We start from the raw sequence: 16,760 nt of genomic DNA on the forward strand, positions 1-16,760 counted from the left end.
TTGGGCTGGTCGGCGGCGACCTCGATGGACTGGACAGGACGACCCATGCGGTTTCTCGGTTCGCAATTGACGCGTCCGCGCCTGCGTGACATGGCCGCACCTTCCCCCGCGAAAGTACGTCACACCTGATTACAAGCCGCCCGCGATCCGCGCTAAACCGCGCCGCGAATCCCCGGATGTATTGCCCATACCGAGGCGCCAAGCGGCTTTGACCGTCCGCGTCTCGTCAAACAACCAAAGGGACGAACAAGATGGTCGGCGTTGTCAGCGGCACGGGTCTGGGCTTGAACTACACCTCCTTCACGGGGACGGTGAACCAGGCCGGGGTGTGGAACCAGGGCGGTCTCGGTCTGCGCAACACGCAGATCTTCATCAACGGCTACACCGGCAACCTCGTCGTCCAGGACCAGGACGGCCTGCTGGCCGCCGTGGGCAGCGACCTGCAGGCGCTGCGCACCTACAACAGCCGGGGCAGCTTCAACGACGACAACGGCGACAACTGGATCGCCGGGTTCGTGCGCCAGTCGATGCGGCTCACCGCCGGCGCCTGGGGCGCTGCAGGCAGCACGGTCACCGTCACGAACGAGGACGGCTCCGAGCGTCTGTACACCTGGGTCACCAACCGCTATGTCAGCACGACGGGCTCGGGCGGCGACACCTACCTGACGCTCAACGCCGAGCTCACCCAGGCCACCTTCAGCAACGGCCCGCAGTCCGGCACCTTTGACGTGGCTACCGGCCGATTGCTGAACTGGAACTCGCCGACGCTGCTCAACGCCGTGTTCAGCTACGACGCCAACGGACGTCTGTCGGGGATGTCAGCCGACGCCGCAGGCACCGGTGGCCGCATCGTCTATCAATACAGCGGCAACCAGCTGCAGCGCGTCAGCGTCGTCGACGAACAGAGTCGGCCCGTGTCCACGACGCTCTACACGTACGACGCCAACGGCCGGCTGTCGCGCGTGACGGTAGACCTGACACCTGCCGACGGCTCGATCGCCGACGGCAAGGTCTACACGACCGACTACACCTACGTCGCCTCCAGCGACATCACCAACGGGATGCTGCGCAGCATCACCAACAGCGACGGCACCTCGCAGAACTTCAAGTGGGTCGTCAGCGAAGGGCTGGCGCGCATCTCGCAGAGCTGGGGCGCGGACGGCCAGATCACGAACTACGAGTACAGCACCGCGGCGCGCACGCTCCGGGTGACGCAGCCCGGCGGCTTCACGACGGACTTCTGGTACTACGACGGCAGCGGCCGCCTCAAGCAGAGCCACCCGTCCAAGGGCGCCAACAGCGGCGTCACCAACGACAGCGTGCGGACCTTCTTCGAGTACTACTCGACCGACAACCAGGCCACCTTCACCGATTACGACCGCGGCGTCACGGCCTACAACTACGACGCCGACAACAACCTGATCATGGTCCGCGATGCCGCGGGCAACACGGTGCGGCGCACCTATGTCAACCGGTTGGTCACCACCGAGACCGTGTACGCGGTCGCCGATCCGGACGGTGACGGCACGGGTCAACCGTCGGTACCTGCGACGACGCGTTTCGTCTACGACGCAGAGGGCAAGCTGCGCTTCAAGCTCAGCCCCGAGGGCGTGGTCACCGAGCTGCGCTACACCGGCAAGCTGCCCACCAGCACGATCACCTACCTGGGCGGCGCGTACAACGTGAGCGCGCTGACCGTGTCGCAGACGCCCACCGAGGCACAGCTGACGACCTGGGTCAACGGCGCCGACAAGACCCGCACCAGCCGCGTGGACACCGTCTACGACCTGCGCGGCCAGAAGCTGCGCGAGACCGCCTATGTGGCGACGGATGCCACCGGGAACGGTCTCGCCGCCGGTCAGCATGTCGTCGTCTACGCCTATGACGCCTCGGGCCGGCTGCTGTCGATGACCGATGGCTCCAGCGCGTCGATCACCTACGCCTACGACGGCCTGGGCCGCGTGCTGAGCCGTCAGCAGGGCAGCATCGCCACGAGCTACGTGCACCAGGACGGCGGCAACGGCTACGTGTCCACGGTGACCGAGCAGAACGGCCTGGTGACCGTCAGCACCTACGACAAGATGGGTCGCCTGCTGGGCGTGACGCGGACGCAGAATGGCAATGCGCTGGGCACGTCGACGAACTTCTACGACGCGCGCGGGCTGCTGTACAAGACGCAGGATCCCACCGGCGTGCTGCATTGGTTCCTGTACGACGAGCGCGGCAACAAGGTCGCGGAAGTCGACGGCAACGGCACGGTGACGGAGTTCCGCTATGACGTCTCGCAGCGTCCGGTCCAGACCATCGTGTACGCGACGCCGCTGGCGGCGCTGACAGGTGCCACGCCCAACCTGGCCTGGGCGGAACCGCCCACGACGCCGACGCTGGCGGCGATCCGGCCGGCGGAGATCCCCGGCAAGGACCTCAAGACCTGGACGGTCTACGACGCGGCGGGTCGCCCCATCAAGACCGTGGATGGCGCGGGCTTCGTGACGGAGACCCGCTACGACGGCGTCGGCCGCGTGACGGGCACGATGCGCTATGCCAAGGCGATCGACCTGGCGGCATTCGCGGCCAATCCGGTGGCTGCCAACGCGACGCCGGCGGCCGACCTGAACAACGACCGCGTCACGCGCAAGTTCTATTCGACCGAAGGTCGCCTGCTGGGCGAGCTCGATGCCGAGGGCTACCTCGTCGAGAACCGCTATGACGCGGCCGGCCGGCTCAGTGCGCGGGTGCGTTACGCCGACCCGACGGCGAGCGCGCAACGCGCCACCGGCACGCTGGCGCAGCTGCGTCCGGCCGCAGCTTCGCCCAAGGACCAGACGACGCGCTACGTCTACGACGGACAGAACCGCGTCATCGGCGAGATCGACGCCGAGGGCTACGTCACCGAGCAACTCTATGACGACCGCGACAATCTCGTGCAGCGCACGCGTTACGCGGCGAGGCTGACCGTGGCGCAGATCAGCGCCTTCGAGGCCGGCACCGGCGCATGGCGTCCGGCGACCACGCCGGGCGTGGGGGCGATCGCACCGAACTCTGGCACTACAACACGCTGGGTCAGCTCGACGAGCAGACGGATGCGGACGGCACCGTGGCGCGCTTGCGCTACGACACCGCCGGCCGCGTGGTCTCCACGACCCGTGCCGCAGGCACGGCCGAGGTCCGCACGCAGCGGGTGCGTTACGACGCGCTGGGCCGTGTGACCGGCGAGCTCAGCGCGCGCGGCGCGGCCTTGCTCCTCGACGGCCAGAAACAGGCTCAGGTCGACGCGATCTGGGCGCAGTACGGCACGACCTACACCTACGACCTGGCGGGTCGCAAGACGAGCCAGATCGTCTCCGACGGCGCGACCACGCAGCGCACGATCTTCTTCTACAACGAGGACGGTCAGCTCACCCACACGATCAACGCGCTGGGCGAGGTGCAGGAGAACCAGTACGACGGCATCGGTCAACGGGTCAAGACGATCGCCTACGGCGGTCGGTTGGGCGCCACGACGCTCAACGGCTTGAGCGGCGGCCTGGCCAACACGGCGATCCGCAACGCGGTGCAGGAGCTGCTGGCGCAGCGCACGCCCGGCAACCAGCCGTATGCCAGCGCGCAGACGGTCTTCGATTACGACGCGCGCGGGCTGCTCAAGAGCACCACCGACGCGCTGGGCTACGGCACGTCCACGACCTACAACGCCTTCGGCCAGGCCGATGTCGTGACGCGTCAGGTCCGTCTGGACGGTACGCTGGTGCTGGCCAAGCTGGAGTACGACCGTCGTGGCGCGCTGGTTGCCAGGACCGACGACCTCGGCGGTCTCAACGCCATCAGCCGCACGCAGGTCGACGCTTTCGGACGCATCTACGAGCAGCGCGACGCGCGCGGCGTCCTGACCAAGACCGGCTACGACCGACTGGGCCGCGTGGTGCAGACCACCGACGGCGCGCTGGTCGACCGTTTCACCAACTACGACGCGTTCAACCGCATCGTCGACAGCACGGACGGCAACGGGCAGAAGACGACCTACCGCTACGACCTCGCCGCGCGCACGGTGGAGGTGACGACGCCGGAGGGTATCAAGAGCCGCGCCATGCGCAACCGCCACGGCGAGGTGGAGAGCGCCACCGACGGCGCGGGGGTGACCACGACCTACGCGTACACCGAGAACGGCGAGCTCAAGACCACGACGACGCCGCTCAACAGCACCGGCACGAAGTACGACAGCCTGGGACGCGTGATCGAGACCACCGACGCCAACGGCACGGTGACGAAGTACGAGTACGACGCGCTCAACCGGCTCACGTCGCGCACGGTCGACCCGACCGGGCTCAAGCTCACGACGGGCTACGTCTACGACGATACCGACACCGGCACCCGGGTGCTGACCACCGAGGCCGACGGCCGCCAGACGCGCAGGAACTTCGACGTGGCGGGCCGCCTGGTCGCTGTCACCGAGGATCCGTCGGGTCTGGCGTTGAAGACGCGCTTCGAGCTGGATGCGGATGGCCGCACGCTCAAGGTCACCGATCCCAACAGCATCGTCACGCGGTACGAGTACGACAAGCTGGGCCGCCGCACGGCCGAGATCACCGATGACGGGGTCAATGCCGGCGATCTGAAGCTGACCCGGACCTATGCCTACGACCTGGCGGGACGCCTGACGTCGAGCACGGACTGGGCGAGCGCACGCACGCTGTATGCGTATGACGAGGCGAACCGCCTCGTGTATCAGATCGACCCGATGGGCTCGGTGCGCTACACGGAATACGACGGCGAAGGCCGCGAACGCCGGGTCACGCGTCTGGCCACGCCGCTGGCGGCGGCGGCGCTGGCGGCGCTGGGCACGGCGCCCACGCGCGCGGCGGTGGCCGCGCAGCTGACAAGCGTGCCGGCCAAGGATGAGGTCACGGGCCGGGTCTTCGACAAGGACGGTCGGGTCAAGTTCAGCGTCGACGCCGCGGGCACGGTGGTGGAGTTCCGCTACGACGGCGCGGGCCGCGTGAAGCAGCAGATCGCCTATGCGACGCCGGTGAACCCGGTCGCCTGGATGGACGGCGGCGCGGCGGCACCGGCCGTCCACGCGAACGACCGCGTGACGAGCACCCTCTACGACGCGCTGGGTCGCGCGACGACGGTGGTGGACGCCGAGGGCGGCATCACGGTACTCGCCTACGATGCCGCGGGCAACGTGCGCCAGAAGACCGCCTTCGCGCGGGTCGCCGATGCGGCCACGATGCAGGCGCTGCGCACCGCGGGCGCGACCTGGACCGCGGCGACGCTGGGCGTTCCGGCGGCCCACGTGCAGGACCGGGTCACGAGCTTGCGCTACGACACCCTCGGCCGGCTGCGCTTCGAATACGACGCGGGCGGCTACGTCACGGAGACCCGCTACGAAGGGCTCAAGACGACGACGATCCGTCATGCGACGCCGAACGTCGCCGTCGACACGCCGCCGCCGACCAGCGCGGACGATCAGACCGCCAGCACCGAGCTCGACAACGCGGGCCGGGTCTGGCGGACCGTCGACGCGCTGGGCGTGGAGACGCGCAGCGTCTACGACAAGGGCGGCCGGTTGACCTCGCAGACGCAGGCCTACGGTCTGGCGGAAGCGACGACCACAGGTTATGTCTACGACGACGCGGGCCATGTGGTCGAGAAGACCGTCGCGCAGGGCACGGACGCGGCGTCGACCACGCGCTACGGCTACGACGCGAAAGGGCGGTTGACCACCGAGATCGAGTCGCGCGGCGTCGCCTTGGCGACCGCCAACAGCGCTTGGGCCCGCGCGGAGCGGGTGCGGCAGGGCAAGGCGGAGTTCGTCGAACAGTTGCCGGCGGCGGATGCACAAGCCTTCCTGACCCGGTACACGACGACGCACGAGTACGACGCGGCGGGACGCCGAACGTCCACGATCAACGCGATGGGCTTGCGCACGTCGACGGCATACGACGCCTTCGGCAACGCGGTGAAGGTGACGGATCCGCTGGGCAACGTCGGGTACTTCTACTTCGACAAGCTCAACCGGGTGACGCTGCAGGTCGATCCCGAAGGCTATGCGACGCGGACGACCTACTGGACCGCGGGCAGCAATCAGATCGCGACGGTGCGGCGCTACGTCAACAAGGTGGTCGCGCCGGTCGTGGGGCAGGAACCCGCGACGACGGACCATCCCAAGGACGCGCTGAACACGAATGTCTACGATCGACTGGATCGCCTGCTGAGCTCGACCTCCGCCGTCGAGGGCGGCAACGTCGTCGAGTCGACGCAGTACGCCGTCAACGGCAACCGCTTCGACAAGCAAGTCACCAACAAGGTCGGCGGCACGGCGGTGTTCAACACCGACAAGCTGGGCAACGTGATCACGGAGACGCTGCCGGTGACGGTGGACGGCGCGGCGGTGGTGAACCGCTACGGCTATGACGCCTTCGGCAACCGGACCAGCTCGGTGGAGGCCGTGAACCCCGACGGTCGCAGCGGCTGGATCAGCCGCACGACGGCCTACCGGTACGACAAGGCGGGACGTCTGACGCACCGCATCGGCACGGCGTACACCGCCTTCGACGGCGTCGCCCAGACCAGCGCGACGGTGATCCCGGTCGAATGGACCCGCTACGACGCGCTGGGTCGCGTGGTGGAGCAGGTCTCGCGCGGGAACTGGGTGAACGATTCGCAGGTCACCGGTGGCGCGCGCTCGCTGAGCCGCTACGACGCCGCGGGCAACAAGCTCGAGCAGGTGGGTGCGGACGGTGTCTACACGGCCTTCGACTACGACGCGGCAGGCCATGTCGTGCGCGAGAGCGCACGCGGGGCGGCGGCCGTCGTGAACGGATCGGTCTGGACGCCGCCGGCCGCCAATGCGGCGACCGATCGCAACACGGTGAAGGCCTACGACGTGCTTGGCCGGCTGGTCGAGGTCTCGCGAGAGAACGTCCGCTACTGGGAGGCCGATCCCGCGTCGAACCAGATCGTCGCGCCGTTGTCCGCATTGACCACGGTGCGGCTGCAGGGACTGGTCTACGACGCGGCCGGCAACGTCGTGCAGGAGATCGACGGCCGCGGCAACTCGGTCTACAGCTACTACGACAAGATCGGCCGCAAGGTGCTGCGCATCGACCAGGAGTCGTACGCGGTGGGCTGGGACTACGAGGCCTTCCGCGATGTCGCGACCACGGAAGTGAAGTATGCGGGCCGCGTTGCGGCCTATGCGGTCCAGACGGATGGTCAGCAGGCCGCCGCGCTGCGCGATCCGGCGACGCTGCGCGCCGGGCTGAGCCTGGACCAGGCGCGCACGACGCGCTTCATGCTCGACACGTTGGGACGCGTGACCGAGAAGCGGGTGCTGGGCGTGGCGTCGACTTATCTGAACGCGACCGGCACGGCCGTGAACGTGACGATGGATGCCGTGTCGACCTTCGAGTATGACGGCCTGGGCAACGTGAGGAAGCAGCGCGACCTGGTCGGGCTGTCGCCGGACGGTGCGTCGCAGGTCTGGAGCGAGACGGGCGTGGAGTACGACAGGCTTGGCCGCGAGATCCGCCGCACCGCGCCGGGCTTCACCGACTTCCAGGGCCGCTGGGTGACGCCGGTCACCGACACCGAGTACAACGGGCTGGGCCTGGTGTCGCGCACGGTCCAGCGCGGCCTGACGACGGCGGAAGACCGGATCTCGCGCTTCGACTACAACGGCAACGGCGACCGGATCGGCACGACCGACGCCAGGAACACCTTCACCCGGATCGAGCTGGACGCTCAGGGGCAGGTCGGACGCACGACGGTCGTGGCGGCGCAGCTCGCGCTCGACGGCACGCGCACCGACCTCGTCAAGCGTTACGCCTACGACGCGATGGGCCGCGTGACCGCCGAGTACGACGGCGATGCGACCCACGCCCAGACCGGCGAGATCCGCCGTACGCGCTACAACGTCTTCGGCGACATCACCGGCAAGGGCGTCGGCGAGGGCTGGCAGGAATTCGCCGAGTACAACGTGCTCGGCAAGGTCGAGCGCAGCAACAGCGACGGCGGCGTGATCGCCATGTTCCTGTATGACCGCAACGGCAACGCGACGCGCAAGATCATCAGCGGCGTCGCCGATCTGGACCTGCGCGGCAGGACCCTGACGCAGGCGGCGGGCGACCTGACGAACCTGACCCACACGTTCAGCGTCCACGACCGGCGCAACCAGCTGGTCAAGACGGTGGAACTGGCGGCCGCCTTCCAGATCGACGTCGCCGCGCGAACCGGCGCGGTATCGCAGGCGTTGACCAGTCTCTACGGCGCGCTGCAGCTGCAGCCGGCCGGCGGTGGCGCCTACGAAGGCGCGAACGGCGGCACGACCGGCAGCCTGGGCAGCACGACGGTCACCGCGCCGGGCGCCGTCGGTCCGCTGAACGGATCGGGCGCTTCCGGCGGGGCCGCGTCGGCCATCAGCATCGGCGCAGACAAGGGCGCGGTCGGTATCACGCAGGGCGGGCAAGGCTACAGCACCGTCTTCAACTGGTCCGGCACCATGCGGGCAGGGCTGCAGCCGAACCCGACGCTGTTCGTGCCCTTCACCCTGCCATCCCAACCGGTGGCGCCGGGCTTGCCGGGCAACGCCCGCTACGAGGTCCGGGACGATGCCGATGACCGCCTCGTCGGCACCATGGCGCCGGGGGAGACGCTGAACGTCCAGGCCTACGGCCCGCGCGGCTCCGGCATCGTGAACCGCTACAACCTGATCGCCATCCTCGATGGCCGCCAGGTGCAGATGGCGACCATGATCCTGGTGACGGGCCGGGGCGGCCCGCCGCCCGGACCGCCGGCAGGCACGGTCTACGCGATCGAGACCACCTACCGCATCGAATTCCCCAACCGCGTCATCGTCCAGAACCAGGGCGCCTCGCGGGTCGAGATCGTCCGCAAGACCGCCAACGGCGATGAGGTGCTGGCGACCTCCGGGGTCCAGGCCTATGCCCGATCCGGCCTCGTGACGGTGCTGCCGGGGGTGCCGGACACCTCGCAGTTCAGCGTGAGCGGCTGGGCGGCGGGAGACCACACCATCGAGATCCGCCGCTACGACGGCGAGAACCGGCTGATCAATGCCAGCCGCCAGGTGCTCACCATGACCCCGGGGTCGGGCGTCGTGCAGAAGGAGCTCGGGACCATCGCGGTGCCCGACGTCGAAGGCCGCCTCATTCCCGGATCCAACCAGCCGGGCCTGAGCCTGCTGCGCCTGGCCGGGGAAGGCGTCCCCGGCGGAACGATCTACCTCCGCGCGGCGGGCTCCAATGGGGACTACGTCGAACGCGCGTTCTCGGGCGGGTACATCGACCTCGCCGCCGTGGGTTTCAACGGCGGGGGCGCCGGCTACGAGTTCTTCCTCGTGTCCTCCCGGGGCAATTTCGCCGGGACCTACACCGGCGGAGGCGGCGCGAAACCGGTCGTCACCAGCCTCAAGGACGCATCGACCTTCGACACGTCGTTCCGCTTCAATCCGAACATCCAGTCCGATCCGACCGCGCCCGCCCCGCAGTCCTACGAAGTCCGCTTCGAGCTGTGGAAGAACGGCCGCTGGGAGCAGGTCGCCGTGCCTTTCGACGGCAGCGGCATCACGCTGTCGGGGAGCCAGCTCGGCGCGCTCGCGGGCACCGGCAGCTCGCCTTTCGTGCAGTCGCAGGCCTCGTTCCGCTATCAGATCTTCGCGGTCACCGGCGCGTTGAAGCGCCTGGTCGCCGATTCGGCCGGGAACGTCGGCTACGGACGGACGTCCTACGTCAACGTCACGTCGGGCACGGTGTATCCCCCGATCGCGCGACTCGGCGTGCGCAACTTCAGCGGGCCGATCACGCTGACCATCCCCGGCCGGGGCGAGGTGGCGATCGCCGCCGGCGACGCCCTGCGCTGGGGCGCTGACGAGACGTCCCTGTATCTGGGCGACTACATCAACACCGCGGGACCGATCCAGATCCAGTTCAGGTACCGCGGCAATGACGCCGCCTACGACGGGACGCTGACGCTGCATCCGGACGGACGCATCGTGGTCGATCCGATCCAGCCGTCCTACTACGGCTCGTCGACGATGCGCATCGACGTCCCCGGCATGACCGGCATGCAGACGCTGCGCATCCAGGAGCGCGGCGGCGCGGTGATGTCGAACGACGCGGTGAGGTACTACGCCGGCTACTTCGAGTTCCCGATCGGGACCGGCCAGCTCGGCAGGAACTACGACGTCTATTTCGAAGCCCTCGGCGGCAATCCGCAGACCGTCTCCTACATCGGCAAGGGCGCCTACGAGGTGAGCGCCTCCGGGACGGCGACCTACCGGACCACCGAGGTGGTCTATCGCCAGTCCGTCCTCAACCTGACGGCCACGTCCGCCACCGACCGGATGTCGCTGCGCCTGCGTCAGCCTGGCGGTGGCTTCACCGGCTGGCTGCCGGTCACCGGCGCCGTGGATCGCAGCTTCGTGCTCGATGCCTACAAGCCGGCGAGCGGCGGCCCGGTCACCTACGAGTTCGAGTACCTGGTCCAGGACCAGTCCGGTGCGGTGATGCTGAAGAAGGGCCACGGGACCTTCACGCTGGCCGTGGACGGCAAGGTCGTCATGGGGGCCGTGGTGTCCGACCGGACACCGTTGGCGCCCATCACCTTCTACGGGCCCAGCGATACGGCCGCCGCCAGGATGCGCCTGACCATCGACGGCCGGACGATCGACCTGCCGGGGACCTGGAACGGCAAACAGATGCAGTACGTCTGGGCGCAGCCGTTCGACGGCGCGGTGATCGAGACGGAACGCCGCTACGCCTACACGATGGAGGTCCTGACCGCCGCCGGCCAGCCCGCCAAGGACGCGGTGGGCGAGACGATCCCGGCGGTGCAGGGCGTGATGACGGTCGCGGCCAATGGCGGCGACCAGCCGTTCCGCTTCGAGCAGTCGGTGCAGCAGGTCAACCAGACGGCGCAGGTCCGGCGCTTCCAGGGTTACAACGCCTTCGGCGAGATCGCGGAGGAGTACGACGACAGCACCCTGGCCCGCGCGCGGGCGATGGCGCAGCAGTACGCGGACTTCAAGCTCGGCCAGTTCACGATCGACGAATCGGCGGTGCGCACACGCTACCGCTACAACACGCAGGGCCAGCTGGTCGAGAAGCTGGAGGCGGAGACCTTCGAGACGCTGGCCAATGGTTTCGTGCGTCGCACGCGGCCGACGACCACGTACGGGCATGATCTGCTCGGCCGCACGGTGTCCATCGCCGATGCCAACGGCAACGTGAACCGTCAGTCGTACGCCGGCGGCGGCGACCGGGTCGCGGCCCGCTTCAACGCGGACGGGACCTCGCGGTCGACGGGCCACGACATCTTCGCGGATGCGCGCAGGCTCGTCGACGAACTGCAGGGCGTCGTCCTGCAGGACTTCGACGCGCTGGGTCAGCTGGTGACGGTCACGCGCCAGGGCATCACGCGCAAGCAGAACTTCGCGACCGGCGAGTTCGTCGGCGCGGTGAACGTCGCCGGCACCCTGTACGAGCGCTACGAGTACGACGGCCTCGGTCAGCGCACGCGCCGCACCGACGCGGCCGGCACGGTCGAGAAGACCTTCTACGATTCGCTGGGCCGGGTGATCCAGACGGCGTCGGGGACCGGCGCCACGGTGCAGTACCAGTACACGGCGGTGGCGCGCGGCGCCGCCGACCCGGTGCTGGGCCTGGGCGCCCTGGACGCGGGCGGCTACCGCCGCACCACGGTCAACGCGGACGGCCGTTCGCTGGTGGACGAGATCGACTACTTCGGACGCACGACCTGGCACCAGGACCTGGGTGGCCAGCGGTCGGACTATGTCTACGGGCTGTCCGGCCGCCTGATGTCGCAGACCAGCAGCGGCGGGCAGAACATCCGGTACGACTACACGCTGAGCGGTCAGCTGCGACAGGTCCGCGACCTGACGCTGCGCACGGTGACGCAGTACGCCTACGACGACGCCGGCAACCGGACGTACGAGATGTACGGGAAGCTGAACGCGCAGAACGAGAGCATCGCCTCGATCCTGCAGTCCGGCAGCATCCAGTACGACGAGCTCAACCGCATCAGCCGCTCGTGGGACGGCAGCAAGAGCTACGACCTGCGCTACGAGTACGACGCCGTGGGCAACCGCCGCGCGGCGATCTCGACCTACTGGGACGTGACGGGGCGCGTCTCCGAGCGCACCGACTTCTGGTACACGTACGACGCGATGAACCGCTTCACGACGACGATGGGATCGTTGACGGCGCGCGGCGGCTCGGCAGGCGACACCTCGGCCAGCATCCAGCTGGGCAGGGACGGGACCTCCGTGCGTTACGACGGCCTGGGCCAGCGCACCGGCGTCACCTACCTGGACAAGGCCGATCCGCGGGTCACGCACACGGAGCGCTACGACTACTCGGTCGACGGGTATCTGGAGGACAGCTACCTCGACGGCGCGCTGGCGAGCCGCCGGCGCGTCGATGCGACGGGCCGCACGCTGCAGTACCGCCAGTGGCAGAACGGCGTGCTGCAGCAGACCAAGACGACCGAATTCGACGCCGACAACCGCGTCCGCAGCGAGACGGTCGCCGATGCGCAGAGCGGCAACGGCAGGACGGCCTACGCCTACTTCCTGGCGGGTTCCGACAACGCGGCGCTGGCGACGGCGGAGGGACGCGGCGCGCTGGCGCGCTCGACCTTCACGCCGTCCGGCGGCGGGGGCGCCATCGTCTCGACCTACACCTACGAGTACTGGGACTCGGCCAAGCAGTCGACGATCCGGACCACCCAGCCGAACGGCGATCCGGGTCAGTCGACCTTCACCTACGACAAGAACGGGCACCTGGCGTCGATGGTCGACACGGCGGGCAAGCGCGACCTGTATTACACGACAAGCGCGCAAGGCCTGGTGCTGCAACGCGACGAGATCCGCCGGGACCTGGCCGGCGCGCCGCGCTTCATCCATCGTTATTTCTATGCCGATGGACGGCGCGTGGGCGACGTCGGCAACGACGGTCTGTCCGACCGCGTGTCGTACGCGGAGCAGATCGCTCGGGATGCGGAAACGCCCGAGCAACGGCGTGCGCGGAGCAAGAACCCCGCGCCCATCAGCAGCGCGGACTTCGACCAGAACTACGAGCCGATCAACGCGGGATATCCGGTGTCGGCCTCGTCGCGCTACACGGTGCGGGGGGCGACACGCTGAGCTCGATCGCGCAGAGCGTGTGGGGCGATTCGGCGATGTGGTACATGCTCGCCGACGCCAACGGTCTGAGCGGCAACGAGCGCCTCGTGGAAGGTCAGGTGCTGGTGATCCCGAACAAGGTCACCAACATCCACAACAACGCTGGCACCTTCCGGCCGTACAACCCGGGCGAGGCGATCGGGAACGTCAACCCGACGCTGCCGGATCCGCCGCCTCCGCCGAAGAAGGGCGGCTGTGGCGGGGTCGGAATGATCCTGATGGTCGTGGTGGCGGTGGTGGTGACGATCTACACCGCCGGAGCCGCGGCGGGCCTGTTGGCCCAGGGGGCCACGTACGCGACGGCGGCCGGCGCGGCTGCGGGCACCGTGTCGGCAGGGGCCGGCTTCGCGGCGACGATGGCGACCGGGGCTGCGGCGTTGACCGGCGGTCTGGCCGCGTCGACCGCGATCGGCGCAGCAGCGGTGGCCGCGGCCACCGTGGCCAGCGCGGCGATCGGTGCCGCGGTGGGGTCGATCGCCAGCCAGGTCGTGGGCATGGCCACGGGCAACGTTGACAAGTTCAGTTGGCGAGCGGTCGGACAGTCGGCGGTCAGCGCCGGCATCACTGCAGGCGTGGGATCGGCACTCACCGCGGCCTCCGGCGCCGGCGGCGTGCTGAACAACACGGCTGTCGGCCGCATGGTGGCGGCGGGGCAGGAAGGGGCCGCGATGCTGCGCGCGGGCATCGGGTCCGCCGTCAGCCTGGCTGCGCAAGGCCAGTGGAGCTGGCGGGAAGTCGCCGCATCGACGGTGAGTGCCGGTGCCGGCTATGCCGCGGGACAAGCGGTGTCGGCGGTCATGAGCGGCGTCGACGCGAACATCGTCCGGGTCGCCAGTGCCGCCGGTGCCGCCGCGGCGGGTTCGTGGGCCAGCAGCCAGGTGATGGGCTACAACTCGGCGGAGACACGCGCGCGCCTGTCGCAGGCCTTTATCTCGGGCCTGGGGCAGGGGATCGCGAATGCGTTCACCGCCAGCGTGCAGGAAGATGCCGCCGTCGATGAGCTCGCGCGGCGAAAGGGGTTCGACCTGACGCAGCCGGGCGCGCGGGACGCGCTGGCCCGTCTCTACCGGCACCAGCAGGGCAGCACGCTGCTCGGCGCCGAGGGGCTTCGCGAAGACCTGGGCACGGTGTGGCGGAGCACGGGCGCCACCGATGAGCAGGTGGCCGGCAATCTCGCCGTGTACGACAAGGCCGGCTTCACCGCGGACCCGCAGCGCGCGGGCCGGGTCATCGTGGGTCCGGTGCGCTCGGTAGAGGCGCCCGATGAGTTCGGGTCGGCCGGCCAACTGGCCGAGGCGCTGGCGCAGCAGGAACTCGCGGCCACGGCGTCAGCCACGCCGCTGTCGCGCATCGGCGCGGGACTCGGGGGGCAACTGCGCCAGAGCGACACCCTCTTCGGGATGTTGTCCAGCACGGGCAGTGTGCTCAAGGAGGTTGCCGGGGTCCTCGAAGCCAATCCCTGGATGGGCATGGCGCTGGAAGGCCTGGAGATCGTGGCCGGCCCCGCGATGTATGCCGTGCGCAAGGGTGTCAACGCCATCATCGGCGATGAACTCGCGAAGAAGACCGCGGAGTTCAACGATGGTCTGGTCGCCGGCTTTGCCGTTGGCGAGGGCGCCAGGGCCGCCACCGCGAGCGTGCAGGCAGCCTCGGGCACGACCTTCTTCGCATCCATGGCGCTGGGGGTCGTCGGGTCCTCGGTGGCCGGGATGAAACTCATCCAGAACCTGGACCGGGTCGCCTCCCGCTTTGCCGGGCCCTTGCTCGACAAGCTGCGCGGCATCGAGAGTGCGGTGAAGTCCTTGCAACTGCCCGGCGTCGAAGTCCTCAGCCAGGGCTTCACCCGGTTGGGCACGCGGGGCGTGGCGGTGTTGGAGCGGACCTTCCCGGACGGAAGCACGCTGCGCACCGCGGCTGTGCTGGCGCACGGCGACGATGTCGCCAAGCTGGCCCACATCGACTGGGACGAGTTGGCCAAGATCCAGGGGATCGCCAACAGCCAGGCAGCCAAGACCATGTCGGCATGGACACCGACAACCGCGCAGCTCGAGAACATCGAAGGCCTCTTGAAGGCCGGAGCCTCCGGTGAAGCGATGCGGATGTACCGGATGAACGTGGGAACGGCGGTCCATGGCGATGTCGCGCGGCAGTTGTACGAGGCCAAGCTGCTCAACGTCCCGTCCGCTGCAGGCAAAGGGGTCGACTTCCCGATCGAGCGTCTCAGCACCAAGCAGCCGCTGCCGCTGGAACTGCATCCCGATACGACCTACAGCTTCAACCAGCACGTCATTCGCGACTATCCTTCCTACCTCACCATCACGACCCCCAAGATCGACATGAGCCGATTCTTCGAAGTATTTGGCAAAGGGCCGTGGTAATGCCGCTCTTGGAAATGGACATGCAGGTGCTCGGGCATCGGCAACTGCGCGGGGAAACCGTGTCATTGACGAAGGAGACGTGCATCAACGGCATCGAGCACTGTCATTTCGTCGATTGTCAGATCGTCCTGGACCCGAAGGGGCTGCCCGCCATCGGTCGAGTCGGCGCGCGCTTCTGGTTCGCGCATTGCAGCTTCGAAGGGTGCACCTTCGTCGTGAAGGGAAAACTCAAAGGGCTGGACCTCACGCATCACGTCCGCATGGTCGACTGCACGCTGAGCGGAGGACCGCTGTTGGAGCCGAGATTCGGCACGGCACCGATCTTCGCGGATGTGGTTCCCCCGCAGGAGCGCCCCCTCACGAACTGCGATTTCACGGGTGCGGACCTGCGTGATGCCGTGTTCTTCAGGGCGGCGTGGCGCGAGTTGCGCATTCCCGGATGGCCGTATATCAGCGTGCTGTCCCAGGATGCTGACTCGGTGTTCACGCAGCCAAGTCCACGCCTGCCTGCCCGCACGGTACTCGCCGATGCGGTGAAGGACTTCGAATGGGAAAGCGACGCGATGGAGCGCTCGATCACCGCCCTGGTATTTGGCGTCGGTCTCCGATCCAACGAACGCCAGATCCAGGTGTGCCACGCCGAGACCGTGGCGCAGCGGGCCGATGCAACGGTGGAGCAGGTGCGGGCCGCACTCGATCGCTTCGCTCATCCGGCGATCAGGTATTGACGGCAGGCCGACGTCACCCGCGTCGCGGGCGATCTGTCGCGGTGTCCTGAACCGGTGGCTGATCTGCCGGGCGCGGCCCGGCCGACGCTGATGGTGGCGGCGCCGGAACGGGCGCGCGCCGGCTCAGCGGACCGCGTGTCGCCGTCCGTCGCCGTCGACCCAGTACCGGCCGCCGTTGCCGTCGGAGTAGACCTCGCGTTCCTTGCCGTCGACCATCAGCCGGCCGATGACGGCGCCTGCGACCGCGCCGACCACGGCGCCGGTCACGGCGCTGCCGCCGGCCACGGCACCGACGACGGCACCGCCGACGGCGCCCACGCCCGCGTTCTTCACGTCACTGGTGGCGCAACCGACCGTGAGGGCGGCGCAGGCAGCGATGAGCGCCGCGTTCCGGATCAGGGATGTCGTCATGGGAAACCTCAACGATGTTGGTGG

4 protein-coding genes are annotated in these 16,760 nt (G+C 68.7%); 3 read left to right on the forward strand and 1 reads right to left on the reverse strand.

The features are described from left to right. The first annotated feature begins 2,995 nt into the window (after positions 1 to 2,995). The 3 genes from ACQ86G_RS18980 to ACQ86G_RS18990 are packed head-to-tail and all read left to right on the forward strand — an operon-like array spanning position 2,996 to position 16,325. A complete protein-coding gene (locus ACQ86G_RS18980; RefSeq protein ID WP_431256772.1) occupies positions 2,996 to 13,180 on the forward strand; it encodes a hypothetical protein in 10,185 nt (3,394 codons plus the stop codon). Between the two features lie 44 nt (positions 13,181 to 13,224). Then, positions 13,225 to 15,597, forward strand: a complete 2,373-nt coding sequence (locus tag ACQ86G_RS18985; RefSeq protein ID WP_431256773.1) for a hypothetical protein — start codon at positions 13,225 to 13,227, stop codon at positions 15,595 to 15,597. Beyond that, positions 15,597 to 16,325: a hypothetical protein gene (locus ACQ86G_RS18990; RefSeq protein ID WP_431256774.1), complete on the forward strand. Its 729-nt coding sequence runs from the start codon at positions 15,597 to 15,599 to the stop codon at positions 16,323 to 16,325. The genes ACQ86G_RS18985 and ACQ86G_RS18990 overlap by 1 nt, the downstream gene beginning before the upstream one ends. A gap of 123 nt (positions 16,326 to 16,448) precedes the next feature. On the opposite strand, the gene ACQ86G_RS18995 is transcribed toward ACQ86G_RS18990, so the two are convergent. Then, positions 16,449 to 16,736: a YMGG-like glycine zipper-containing protein gene (locus ACQ86G_RS18995; RefSeq protein WP_431256775.1), complete on the reverse strand. Its 288-nt coding sequence runs from the start codon at positions 16,734 to 16,736 to the stop codon at positions 16,449 to 16,451. Positions 16,737 to 16,760 lie beyond the last annotated feature (24 nt).

This window comes from Roseateles chitinivorans (assembly GCF_050632145.1).
In the GTDB taxonomy this organism is placed as follows: Bacteria; Pseudomonadota; Gammaproteobacteria; order Burkholderiales; family Burkholderiaceae_C; genus Roseateles; species Roseateles chitinivorans_B.

Bases quoted from the DNA above. Each gene is read 5' to 3' on its own strand.
- ACQ86G_RS18980 (WP_431256772.1), top strand. From the start codon at position 2,996: ATGGCGTCCGGCGACCACGCCGGGCGTGGGGGCGATCGCACCGAACTC.
- ACQ86G_RS18985 (WP_431256773.1), top strand. From the start codon at position 13,225: ATGCTCGCCGACGCCAACGGTCTGAGCGGCAACGAGCGCCTCGTGGAA.
- ACQ86G_RS18990 (WP_431256774.1), top strand. From the start codon at position 15,597: ATGCCGCTCTTGGAAATGGACATGCAGGTGCTCGGGCATCGGCAACTG.
- ACQ86G_RS18995 (WP_431256775.1), bottom strand. From the start codon at position 16,736: ATGACGACATCCCTGATCCGGAACGCGGCGCTCATCGCTGCCTGCGCC.